General features: G+C 55.0%; 15 protein-coding genes. 12 read left to right on the forward strand and 3 right to left on the reverse strand.

Annotated features, from left to right (window positions below; all coding sequences use genetic code 11):
- The first annotated feature begins 70 nt into the window (after positions 1-70).
- From HQ865_RS22645 to HQ865_RS26150, 3 genes are all read left to right on the forward strand, one after another.
- Complete coding sequence (locus tag HQ865_RS22645; protein ID WP_173417092.1) at positions 71-250, forward strand: hypothetical protein; 180 nt, start codon at positions 71-73, stop codon at positions 248-250.
- Between the two features lie 94 nt (positions 251-344).
- Positions 345-2,018 (forward strand): recombinase family protein, encoded by a 1,674-nt coding sequence (locus tag HQ865_RS22650; RefSeq protein WP_173417093.1) that lies wholly within the window; start codon positions 345-347, stop codon positions 2,016-2,018.
- Positions 2,019-2,080: 62 nt separating this feature from the next.
- A complete protein-coding gene (locus tag HQ865_RS26150; RefSeq protein ID WP_173417094.1) occupies positions 2,081-2,341 on the forward strand; it encodes a helix-turn-helix transcriptional regulator in 261 nt (86 codons plus the stop codon).
- On the opposite strand, the gene HQ865_RS22660 is transcribed toward HQ865_RS26150, so the two are convergent.
- On the reverse strand, positions 2,223-2,531 hold the full coding sequence (locus HQ865_RS22660; RefSeq protein ID WP_173412910.1) for a MerR family transcriptional regulator: 309 nt from the start codon (positions 2,529-2,531) through the stop codon (positions 2,223-2,225). The two genes, HQ865_RS26150 and HQ865_RS22660, sit on opposite strands and share 119 nt — an antisense overlap.
- Positions 2,532-2,909: 378 nt before the next feature.
- Here HQ865_RS22660 and HQ865_RS26155 point away from each other — a divergent pair, with 378 nt between their 5' ends.
- Positions 2,910-3,146, forward strand: coding sequence for a helix-turn-helix domain-containing protein (locus HQ865_RS26155; protein ID WP_173417095.1), 237 nt, complete (start codon positions 2,910-2,912; stop codon positions 3,144-3,146).
- Between the two features lie 113 nt (positions 3,147-3,259).
- Here HQ865_RS26155 and HQ865_RS22670 read toward each other — a convergent pair whose 3' ends face one another.
- Positions 3,260-3,619: a hypothetical protein gene (locus HQ865_RS22670; protein ID WP_173417096.1), complete on the reverse strand. Its 360-nt coding sequence runs from the start codon at positions 3,617-3,619 to the stop codon at positions 3,260-3,262.
- Between the two features lie 535 nt (positions 3,620-4,154).
- Here HQ865_RS22670 and HQ865_RS22675 point away from each other — a divergent pair.
- The 4 genes from HQ865_RS22675 to HQ865_RS22690 all read left to right on the forward strand — a co-directional run bounded on the left by HQ865_RS22675 (position 4,155) and on the right by HQ865_RS22690 (position 6,155).
- Entirely contained in the window at positions 4,155-4,883 is a 729-nt protein-coding gene (locus HQ865_RS22675) for a class I SAM-dependent methyltransferase (protein ID WP_173417097.1), read from the forward strand.
- A gap of 174 nt (positions 4,884-5,057) precedes the next feature.
- The gene (locus HQ865_RS22680) at positions 5,058-5,315 is read left to right on the forward strand and encodes a helix-turn-helix domain-containing protein (RefSeq protein ID WP_173417098.1); all 258 of its coding nucleotides are present in this window, start codon (positions 5,058-5,060) and stop codon (positions 5,313-5,315) included.
- 119 nt (positions 5,316-5,434) lie between these two features.
- Complete coding sequence (locus HQ865_RS22685) at positions 5,435-5,692, forward strand: hypothetical protein (RefSeq protein ID WP_173417099.1); 258 nt, start codon at positions 5,435-5,437, stop codon at positions 5,690-5,692.
- A complete protein-coding gene (locus tag HQ865_RS22690) occupies positions 5,673-6,155 on the forward strand; it encodes a hypothetical protein (RefSeq protein ID WP_173417100.1) in 483 nt (160 codons plus the stop codon). The genes HQ865_RS22685 and HQ865_RS22690 overlap by 20 nt, the downstream gene beginning before the upstream one ends.
- 98 nt (positions 6,156-6,253) lie before the next feature.
- Here the strand turns inward: HQ865_RS22690 and HQ865_RS22695 are convergent, their stop codons facing one another.
- Complete coding sequence (locus HQ865_RS22695; RefSeq protein WP_173417101.1) at positions 6,254-6,496, reverse strand: helix-turn-helix domain-containing protein; 243 nt, start codon at positions 6,494-6,496, stop codon at positions 6,254-6,256.
- A 104-nt stretch (positions 6,497-6,600) separates the two neighbouring features.
- Between HQ865_RS22695 and HQ865_RS22700 the strand changes: the two genes are divergently transcribed.
- The 4 genes from HQ865_RS22700 (at position 6,601) to HQ865_RS22715 (ending at position 11,745) form a co-directional block, all read left to right on the forward strand.
- Positions 6,601-6,900 (forward strand): TRL domain-containing protein, encoded by a 300-nt coding sequence (locus HQ865_RS22700; protein ID WP_173417102.1) that lies wholly within the window; start codon positions 6,601-6,603, stop codon positions 6,898-6,900.
- Positions 6,901-6,911: 11 nt separating this feature from the next.
- Entirely contained in the window at positions 6,912-7,355 is a 444-nt protein-coding gene (locus HQ865_RS22705; RefSeq protein WP_173417103.1) for a hypothetical protein, read from the forward strand.
- A 612-nt stretch (positions 7,356-7,967) separates the two neighbouring features.
- The gene (locus HQ865_RS22710) at positions 7,968-11,258 is read left to right on the forward strand and encodes an RHS repeat domain-containing protein (protein WP_173417104.1); all 3,291 of its coding nucleotides are present in this window, start codon (positions 7,968-7,970) and stop codon (positions 11,256-11,258) included.
- 10 nt (positions 11,259-11,268) lie between these two features.
- Positions 11,269-11,745: a hypothetical protein gene (locus HQ865_RS22715; protein ID WP_173417105.1), complete on the forward strand. Its 477-nt coding sequence runs from the start codon at positions 11,269-11,271 to the stop codon at positions 11,743-11,745.
- Positions 11,746-11,752: the final 7 nt, after the last annotated feature.

Genomic DNA, 11,752 nt, shown 5'->3' on the forward strand with positions numbered 1-11,752 from the left:
GGGGATTCTTAAACAGTCCTTTAATCTTCCCCCGCTGTTTCGCACGCCTAAAACGTGCGACTATAGGCCCATGCAAATAAACGACCAGCAGTTACAGGCATTCGTTCAGCTCTATTACGAGGAATGCGGCGTCATGCTGTCCGACAAGGACGCATACGAGAAGGCCTCGTTGCTGCTGCAATACGTCCTGATGTGCCTGAAGCCCTTTCCAAACGCTGATCGGGATGAGATAATGGATGTGCAGGATTAATGTAATACACGATCATTTTTTTATGCCCAGCGAGGGGCGGCTTAACATTAGTCCTGCAATGACAACGTGTGAGCCGTCCCTCTTTGCGTTTAACATGGATAAGGAACAGATTGCCTATTTTGAATACGCCCGCAAGTCGACCGAGGGAGAAGACCGGCAGGCTTTGTCGATTCCCGGCCAGCTGGAAGACACCGCGAAGCTCGTCGAGCGCGAGCGATTGCGCGTGCTGGCTACCTTTACCGACAGCGGCAGCGCGAAGGTCCCCTTCAACCGCCCCAACTATTCCGAAATGATCCGCCGCATCAAGAAGGGCGAGGCCGCGGGCGTTATCGTGTGGAAGGTCGACCGCCTGGTGCGCAACCACCTGGAAGGCGGCGAACTGGTGCACCTGCTGCAGACGGGCGTCATCAGGTCGATCTGGACGCCAAACCGGGAATACCTGAGCAAGGACAGCGCCATCCTGATATCGCTGGAAACGAGCATGGCCGCGCAGTACAGCGTCGACCTGTCCGAGCGCGTGGCGAAGGGGCTGGCAAAGAAGGCCGAGATGGGCCAGCCGCCCTGTATGGCCCGTCTAGGGTACCTGAACACGAAAAACACCCTGCACGGCTCCAACAAGATCATTGCCGATCCCAAGCGGTGGCACCTGGTGCGCAAGCTTCACGACCTGATACTGACCGGCCGGTACACGATGAGAGAGGCGGCGGCTGTCCTTAACGAGCAGTTTCACTTCCGCACCCGCGGCAGCAGGCACCGCAGCAGCCGCCCCCTGTCGCTGTCGATGGCACACAAGATACTCAGCGACCCGTTCTATACCGGCAACTTCTACTACAAGGGCAGGCTGTACAAGGGCGCCTACAAGCCGATGATCACCATGGAAGAGCACAAAAGGATAAAGGACATCCTCGCCCGACGGAACAAGCCCAAGGTGCACAAGCATGACTTCGCGTTTACCGGCTTCATAAAGTGCGGCAGCTGCGGCTGCTCCATCACGGCATCCAAAAAGCTGAAGAAGCTGAGCACGGGAGAGTACAGGGCCTACATCTTTTACCACTGCACCAAGCGCAAGAGCGGCACCCCCTGCGCCGAAAAGCACTACACCACGGAGCGGGACATCCTGGAGATGATCGGCACGGAAATCTCGAGGATAACGGTAACGCAAAGATGGAAGGAGTGGGCGCTAAACACCGTTCGCGGCAACTACCAGCCGAAACTGGACGAGCAATCGGCACTTCTGCAAACCGCAAGGTCGCATGAGCGTTCCCTTTTGGCCGAACTCGACACCCTGCTTGACCTCCGAATCGCCAATACCATCAATGAGGAAAAATACCATCAAAAGAAAGCCGAGCGCGAGATGCAGGTATTGGCCGCGCGGGAAAAGACCAGGCGGCTTGAAGAAAACGTAAACGATTGGGAAAACCGGTTGTCGCCAAGGCTTGACTTCGCCGTTTCCGCAGCCGACCTGCTCAAAAGCGACAATCCCAAGGCCCAAAAATCGGTGTGCGGCTACTTAGGTTGGAACTGGGTGCTATCGGGCAAAAAACTAACGTTTACAAGGTTTCCGTGGTTTGATTACCTGGAAAAAATCCATTTTACCCTCAGCCCCGAAATCACACGGTTGGAACCAGAAAAACCCTTACAGGGATTGACGGAATCACTTTTTTTGGAAACTGTTCCATACTTGTCCGCCCTCGTTGAGCACATTGGAACTTTGGACGAGTCGAAGGAGCCGGCAAACCCCTGCGGCGCGGCGCGCACCACCGGATAGTTAAGGGGCGCTTTAACTTTGCCCCACTACACGCCCGGCGGAAGCCGGCGTACACTCGCCGCATGAACAAGCCAAAGCACCCCAACAGCATACGCGAGCACCGCCTCGCCCGCGGCCTCACACAGCGGGAACTCTCCGACACGATCGGGCTGCGCTGCGAGTCGCGCCTGTCGCGCTGGGAGAACGGGCTGTCGCTACCCTCCGCTACGAACCTTCTCCTGATCGCCTCATCTCTTCGAGCAGCCCCGGAGGAAATTCTTGCGCCGTTCCCTCGGCGGCCTCGCGGCGGACGCACTCCGCAAGGCCCGCGAGCGCTTCCCTGATGCCCGGCGGGAGGACGTGGTCGACGAGGTAGTCCCTGTAGGCGAAGTCCGACACGTAATAGCCGCGCCCGATCCTGATTGCCGCGAGCTTTCCCGCCTTCACGTACCTGAAGGCGCTCACGCGGCTGACGCCGAGCGCGGCCGCAACCGCGCTGAGCGGGTAGTATTCGGTTTCGCTTTCCTGCGGCATAGACAGGAATCGTACCACAAAATCCCCTTATTTTTATGTTACAGGCGGGCGGTTTTCGCGCCGGCCCGAAGGCGGCACCTGCGGCGGAATAAGGATATTTTCGGGAGGAGGGGTGTAACGGAAACCGGCTTTCCGCACCCCTTCGTTGCAGTTTGGCGGCCGGGGCACGCGGCGCGGCTCCCGTTCGCCCTTTGTTCCCTTGATAAACGGGGTTGCTACAAGTAGCAAGTGGTCCGCCCTCGTTGAGCACATTGGAACTTTGGACGAGTCGAAGGAGCCGGCAAACCCCTGCGGCGCGGCGCGCACCACCGGATAGTTAAGGGGCGCTTTAACTTTGCCCCACTACACGCCCGGCGGAAGCCGGCGTACACTCGCCGCATGAACAAGCCAAAGCACCCCAACAGCATACGCGAGCGCCGCCTCGCCCGCGGCCTCACACAGCGGGAGCTTTCGGACTTGCTCGGCCTGCGCTGCGAGTCGCGGCTGTCGCGGTGGGAGAACGGCCTCTCGCTGCCCTCTACCACTAACCTGATTGAGATTGCCCGATCACTTCGGGCAAGACCGGAGGAACTTATCGAAGCAGATAAATCCTGCAAAGGAATAAATATTTCATAGCCTCCTAAAAGGCGTCGGCAGTTCTCAACTGAAGCGCAAAAACAACGTAGCCCTAAATTTCTTTAGGGACTACGCTGAAAAAAAATATATACAAATATGAAACAACAACAACGCTAATTCGGTGCCTCTGGATCCAACGGAGCATCCCTGCTGCGTTTTTTCTTGGGCTTACCCTCTGCGTCCTTGGACTGCCGGAGAGATTCCCGAGAAACCTTTTGGCGAAACCCATATACCTTTTTGAGGTATTTGAGTTCTTGGGTCTTCAAGTCAATCTCTTTTGATCGGAAATAATATACTGCATTTACTACGCCTATAGCGTAGACAACCCAGACCATACATCCCGACCCCTCCGAAAATGCTTTCAACCCATCCGAACCGAACTTCCAAAGAATGCCTACGAAAACTGGAGCTAAAGACAGAAGCTTCCTACCTCTTTTAATAGGCTCTGTGAGCCGCTTTTTTTCTGGGCTCATAGTTTTTCAATTTTTAGTTGGTTTGTTGAAGAACAAATTTTCTCGTTTCGGATCCGGAAGCAGCAAGTATCCCCCTTTGCTGGTCTATTGCCAAATTTTGGCTCTCATGTTAGGATATGTCAAGGAATTGAAGGTTCTTTTGCCGAAAACTAAGACGGGCGACATCCCTTTAACGTTCAGTAAATCACCCGACTAAAAGTAAGAAATTCCTGAAATCTTTCCAAGCCGCTTGGGGAGATTTTTTCATTTCACCGATTACCCCCGGCCTCTGCGCCACTATAAACGGGGTTGCTACAAGTAGCAAGTGGTCCGCCTTAGTGGAACACATTGGAACTTTGGATCCTTTAAATGAGCCTGTAAATCCGTTGACCATTGTAGAAACGATAAAAGATGAATTAAGTATTCATAAATTAAATATCAAGAAACCTTCCCGAGGCGAATTCGATGAGGAACCGTAAATTATGAAAGTACACTTAAAGTCCCTTTTTAGTTTACCCCTCTATAAATCAGACATCCCCGCTGCTACGCTCAAGCAATGGGAAAAACACAAGATGAAAAAAATAAATTAACATTATCAGACAGCGGGACCGGTACGGCCGCCGCGATCCCGGACAGCGAAAAGGTCATCCTCGACCTCTGCGGCGGCACCGGCGCGTGGAGCAAGCCGTACAGGGACGCGGGGTACGACGTGCGGGTAATCACCCTGCCCGGTTACGACGTCGAGCGGTGGCGGGATTATCCCGAGCTGGTCGAGCTGGTCCGGAACAACAGGGTATATGGCATCCTGGCCGCCCCGCCCTGCACCATGTTCTCCCTGCTGCGCTTCGACGGCAGGGCGGGCACGCCGCGAGACTTCCGCAAGGGCATGCGCACCGTCAACGCCTGCCTGGAGATCGTGCACGAGTGCCTGTACAACCCCGTGTACAAGTACCAAAACCGCCTGAAGTTCTGGGCGCTGGAAAACCCCCGCGGGCACCTCCTGCGCTTCCTCGGCAAGCCGGCCTTCGTCTTCGACCCGTACGAGTACGGCGACCCCTACACCAAGCGCACCTGCCTGTGGGGAACGTTCAACCCGCCGCGGGCCAAAAGCGTCGTGGCGCCGCTGCCGGGCAGCTTCGGCCGCAAGACGCCCAGGTTCCGGCACCTGAAGCTGCACCAGATACCGCAGGGGTACCGGGCGGCGACCAAAATACCGCTCGACACGATCATACGGAGCATCACGCCCGAGGGCTTCGCCAAAGCGTTCTTCAAGGCCAACCGATAGCCGGTTGGCCTTTCTAATGGAAAGCCGAAAAACATCTAAACGTTTGCTAAAGGTACTGTCCACATTCCCGCACTTAAAGTTTAGTTTAAGTTTACCCCCGTTACGATATACTCGCGCCGCCTATATCCTATGCACGTGGGTCATTCAAGCCGACAATATCCGAATAGTTTGCGAATGGCCCGCCAGGACGCGGGGTACGAACAGAAGCGCATCGCCGAGCTGCTCGGCCTGACCGCCATTTCCCTGTGCAACTGGGAAAACGAGAGGGCCATGCCCAGCGGCACCAACCTCATAAAGCTCTGCGTCCTCTACGGGCGCAGCCCGCGGGAACTGTATCCCGAATACTATCAGCAGATAGAAGGCGAGATCGCCTCCCTCTGGCAGCCCGACGGGGCCTGCCAATACAATCCAATACCTCCCCAATGCCTGTAGCAACAGGCACCAGGCTTTCTGCGCCCCGCATCCTGACCGCCGCAACGATCGTACGAACGTCTTTTAAAAAATAATCGTACGTACGAACGCTGCCGATTACCAGTTAAGGCATTCCCATCATGAACCCAATAAGAAGCAACATATACACCCCCAACGAGATCACCCTCGCGCAGTCGCTGGCCGAAAGCCTCGACGACCAGAAGTCGCTGGCGTTCTACCTCAGCTGCGCCAAGAAGTACCCAAGGGAGTACCTGCTGTCCACGCTCGCCCACGTGATGACGCTTCCCGACCATTCCGTGCGCACGACGCGCGCCCGCCTGTTCACCAACATCGTTACCAGGTCCGTCTTCAACACCAATGACCGTACTTGGGATTAGCGTCGGGACGAAGGAGTCCGGCGTCTGCGTGCTGCGGGACGGAAAGCTGCTGCGCCGCGAGGTGCACTTCTACAAGCGGGCCTGGTCGGACTACAAGATGCAGATCATTATCAACACGTACCGGCGCTACCTGAAGCGCTTTGACATCGACGCGGTCGTGGTGAAGGCGCCGCCGGCAAGGTCCCTCAGCGCCGCCCTGCGCCGGCTGCTCGACCGCACGGAACAGATGGCGCGAAAGCGCGGCTGCGCGTTCTACGTTATTACCAAGACGGAACTAAAGGGCCGCACGGGCACGCACTCCACGGCCGAACTGATCGCCTGCGCCTGCAGGCTGTACCCGCAGCTGTCCGAACAGCGCGGAAAAGGCTCGCTGCACGGCAACCTATATGACAAAAAAATGTACGAGGCCGTCCTCGCCGCGCACGTTGTACAGCAATGGCCGAACAAACCCGCCTATACGTAAAATTAAATATTGCAAGATCAAACGGGGCGAAAGGCCCTGTTTCTGTTGAGTGCACCGGATGAGCCCTGCCCGCCATGGGGCGAACATGACCAGCTGGACTATTGTCCCGCATCTTCCAAAAGCTGGCTGGCCGACACCCCCAAGGCCTCGGCAATGTCGAACACCATCGAGACGTGCGCGTTCACCACGCCCCGCTCCATGCGGCTGATCTGCGAGTAGTCGACCTCAAGCAGGTTGGCCAGCTGCTCTATGGTCAGCCCCCTCGCCCCGCGGTACTTCCGTATGTTGCCGCCGAGGACGGATATCCCCTTCTCGTTGCGCCGCTGCCTTTCCTTAGCCATACGCAATAATTGGCAAAGATTTCATTTTGAAATAGGGATTATAATCCCTATTATTGCTCTGATTTATAACCCTCTTGTCCTCTAACCCTTAAACCCAAGGCAACATGAAAAGAAACCCTACCTGTTCCGCGCGCCTGCTCGCAGCCCTGTGCGCGGCAATCCTGCTGTTATCTTCCTGCTCGGTCATGCTTCCCGTGAGCGCGACCAGCGCGAACATCGCCAAGGCCCCCAAGTCCGGAACCTCGATCGCCATAGGCGTGCTCGGCTTCTGGCCGAGTCCCGACGCCAGCATCGAGACCGCCGCGAAGAACGGCGGCATCACGGCCGTTTCCACCGTCAACGTCGAGGTGTCGAACTACCTGTGGCTGGTTAAGGTGTACAGGACCAAAGTAACCGGCAACTAAATTCAACTCACATGCATTACGAAAGAACATTACAAATCCCGCCGAAGCCGCGCCGCGGCCTTTGGAAAGTCGCGCTGCTGCTTGCAGCGCTTTCAATCGGCGCCTGCAAGAAGGACGGCGACGGCTCGAAGGCCAAGCTCCTGACTTCAGGCAAGTGGACGCTCCGGAAGACCGAGCAGCGGCAGAAGGACGGCACCTGGATAGAGGTCGCGCACTACGACCCCACCACCCTCGAGTTCCGCGACGACGGGACCGTTACGATGATCGTGGGAAGCGCGAGCGGCGTCAGGGGGTGGCGTCTCTCCGGCGACCAGTCGCAGCTTACCTTCGTGAGCGCGAGCGGCGGCGGCGACACCTACGACATCGCGCAGCTGACCTCCTCGGTGCTGCAGTACTCCCCGACCGGATACGCGCCCGACGACTACGCCCACAGGCGCGACACCTACACGCACTGACGGCCTCGGCGGGCTCAACGCACCCGCGCATGGTGGCACGATCGTGCCACCATTTTTGTTTCCGGTTGTCCGGATATTTGTAGCGTACCGTTACGAATCCCGTTTTTACACCGTCCGGAAGCCGTGTTTTGGCTATCATTATATCATTTTATAGGCAACACGCTGCACGAAGAATACATTATTGTTTTTAATAATATCCTAAAGTGTTTGCAATGTTAAAAACAACCACTACATTAGTGTCACTTAAATGTTACTTAGACAACCTATCACTATGAAAATATTTTTTCAGTTGCACTACCCGATATCACGTGCGCAAAAAGTATCCCGATCCGCAAAAACTGCATCAAGCTAGCGATTACTGAAACTTATTAAACACAAACCGCAAAAACCTTCACAATCTTATTACATGAAATCCAATCACCGCACCGCTCAACCACAGTCGCATACCGTTTTCTTTGTCCAAATCCCAGATTCACGGTAACAAACCTGAGCCGGAAATTCTTTTCTATAAGATTACGTCTGCGGAAATGGGCGGCGACCTGCTGTGTACCGGATTTGCAACCCACCAATAACACCTGCTTGAAAATTAAACAACTATTCACTTATCCTAATATGAAACACCTATCAGGGTTAAGAGCCCTCATGAGATCCCCGTTGCGAATGCTATTGCTGACGCTGCTGCTGGATATCGGCCTGGTCCGTGCGCAGAGCACGACCAGCCCATCGGTAACAAAAGTAATCCCGCCGTCTCCCGAAGCGCAGTCGTTCATGCGGTACGGCGAGATACCGGTCGACCCGAGCACCGGGGTGCCGGACATCCAGGTGCCCCTCTATCAGGTCAACAGTGGCAAACTGAGCCTGCCGGTATCCATTACTTACCACGCTTCTGGAATACGGGTAAGCGACGTCGCCAGTGTTGTTGGCCTTGGCTGGCGGCTCTCTGCTGGCGGCGTGCTGACCAAAACTGTTGTAGGCAAGCCGGACAACGATGCTTCTTATGGCATGTTCAATTACCCTTACCTCACAAAGGCGCAGATAGACGCCCTGCCGCAAAACGGCAGCGAATGGCAGCACCTGAAAATGATAGCGGAGGGAACTATGGACGGACAGTCGGACAAGTACTTTTATTCCGCCGGAGGAAAACTTTCCGGCGATTTCTTCTATGACAATGCCTTCAATATCGTAAAGACGACCTATTCCGACAGCAAGATTATCGCTGTAAGCGCAACTTCCTACAAAGTTATTGCCGACGACGGCACGCAGTACTTCTTCGAAAAACCGGAATACTCCCATACCGATATGGACCCTCCGTATGTCTCTTCCTGGTGGCTGACCAAGATCGCATCTGCGGACAATGTCGACGTGATAACGTTCGAATACCAAACCTTGAGTACGCCGAACGTGTCTTTCGTACAGTCGCAGTCGATAACCACGACTTCAAACCCTACGGTCAACTACAGCGGGAGCCAGACCAATACGAACCCGGTACTGCTAAAGAAGATCGTTTTCAACAACGGATACTTGAGCTTCGACTATGCGGCCGACCGCAAGGACATGCAGGACAACCGCCTGACGGCCGTCAGCGTGTACGCGACTGGCATGACCGCTCCGCTGAGAAAATTCCAGTTTACGCACTCATACTTCTACTCGGGAACCGCAGACGACAAGTACAACTATCGCATGAAGCTGGACCAACTGGCCGTGTACGACGCGGGGTCGAGCAACATACAAAACTATTCCTTCGAGTACGACCAGTCGCAGACAATGCCGCCGTACACGCAGGACCTTGGCCCCAATAACAACCCCTTCTGCTACGCGCAAGACTACTGGGGCTACAACAACGGCATAACGACCAACCAGCACCTGATCACGACCGTGCCCGGCTACCCTTTCAGCCCGGCAAACAGGACGCCCGACCTGACCTATGCGAAAACCTGCGCCCTCACCAAGATCACCTATCCGACCGGCGGCTCGACCTCGTTCGAGTACCAGCTCAACGACGGACCGGCGATCGCACCGTCTACCGGCTCGGGGCTGCGCATCCACCGCATCATTTCCAAAACGGACGCGACCACTACCGCAACGGTGAAGCGGTACGAGTACGCCAACAATCTGCTACAGATGGACTTTGACCTGTTTAGCATAAATTCCTACGACTGGGAACCCATCGTCTATAATCTAGCGTGCACATGGTCCATCGCCAATTGGAGCACGTGGGTGTCGAACACGCTGCTGCCATACGCTACCTTTAACGGCAGCCCGGCGCTCTACCAATACGTAGACGAGTACACCGACGGCATTGCCTCGGGGGTCAACCTGAAACGGAGCTACATGTACGCCGCAGACAACGACTTTATCATCAGCGTACCGTCTTCGCGCTACGGGAACCAATATTACAAGGAATGCCCCTGGAGAAAGGGACAGTTGCAAATCCTTACTGACTACAAATACGACCCAGTTGCCGGATACATCACTAAGCGGACGCAGAACTATTCTTACACCGATTTCAGGGTGAACACCGTAATCTCCGGCACGAAGCTAGAACGGATACATCCCCTTGTCAACCCATGCAGCTACGAGAACTACACGCCGGGCGCGACCTATCAGCAGTACTTCACCTACTTTGACGTACCGATAGAGGTCGGCTCAAGGAGCCTGACGGGCATATCAACCACCGAAACCGATGACGACAACAATTCCATAACCACTACGGAAAGCACTGCGTTCGCATCCTCCTCGCACCTTTTTCCCACGTCGAAATCTGTATCAGGCAGCGCCGGCGAAACGTGGCGGACGGATATCACGTATCCCCACGATTACGCTGGCACGTCTGTATACGACCAGCTGATCGCCAAAAACCAGATTAGCACCCCGATCGAGCAGAAAAAATATAAAATCAAAAGCAGCGCCACGACATACCTGGAAAGTTCAAAGACCTATTATAACTTTTGGGGCGGAAATTCATGGAGTAGCACCCCGACGAGCATCATAGTGCCGCAATACGTTGAAACACAAAGAGCAGGGTTCGGCGCCGAGCCGCGCATACAGTACCTCGCCTATGACGACCAGGCGAATATTGCGAGCGTCAGCAAAGCGAACGGTCCCAAAACGAGTTACTTCTACAGCTACGGCGGCGCGTACCCCATCGCGCAGGTAACCAACGCCGATTACAGCGCCATCGTAACGGCGGTAGGCGGGCAAACGGTCATCGATAATTTAAAAAACAACCCCACACCCACCGACGCGCAGGTCAATGGCTTTGTTGCCTTGTTACGCAACACCGCCAACCTGCCGAATGCGCAGGTGATGTCCTATACATACAAGCCTTTAGTGGGGATGACAAGCGCGACAGACGCCAAGGGGACCGCAACCTACTACGAATACGACGACTTCCAACGCCTGCGCTTCATCAGGGACAAGGACAACAACATCGTAAAAGCCTTTTGCTATAACTACAAGGGCCAGCAAACCAATTGCTACACGCCGGGATCATCGGGCTCGGGGCCGACACAGATTTATGCACGCATCGAGATCGCTAATACATACAGCACGTTTTCAGGCGATTACGAGTATTCTTATACTTCCGGCTACGGCGATGTGTACATCCGCTTTTACAGCGACGCGGCTTGTTTGAACCCGGTTAACCTCAGTTCAGCGATGACGGTATCGGTAACCATGACGACCCAATACAATGTCAATTACAGCAGCGGCAGCTATTCCAGCACCACGGACTACAATGCCCCGGACAGCAATTGGTCTTATTACCTGGGCACGCTTAGCCTGTATGACTATACGGATTTCGATAACGGGTCTTATTACAGCTACAGCTATTACGATTATTCATACGACGTCGTTGTGCATTCCGGCAGCAGCTACATTCCGGTAACCTTTGTTTACATTTAAACCTATACCCATGAGAACAAACCTATTCAATCCATATAAAATAACAGCGGCAATATGCCTTATGCTATCGTGCTTAACGGCGGCCGCGCAGCAGGGGCAGCAAAAAAACATTAAAGACACCTCTTCAGCGAAGCTGGCGGCAGCGATGTCGGTAAGCAAAGGCCGGGCGGAACAGATCAGGGCGGCTCTCAACTACAAGCACGACGAAGTGCGCCGGCTGATGCGGGACAGCAGCATGAGCGTTTCAGAGAAGCGCCTGCGCCTTCAACACCTGGTAATGGAGCGGCAGCGCAGAGTAGATTCCCTGATTACCCCGGCAGAGAAGACTAAGTTCAAGCAAGCCATCGGCGACCTGTCGCCGAAGCAAAAGGCGCATTTGGCGGAAGTGGCGAAGCGCCAGGAGACGCAGCTGAACCGCGTTCCTCACCGGCAGGCGATCAAAGCCTCGGCAAAAGATAGTGTTAAACGTATCCCAAAAGTCAACTAACCTGCCT

The organism is Mucilaginibacter mali (genome assembly GCF_013283875.1).
In the GTDB taxonomy this organism is placed as follows: Bacteria; Bacteroidota; Bacteroidia; order Sphingobacteriales; family Sphingobacteriaceae; genus Mucilaginibacter; species Mucilaginibacter mali.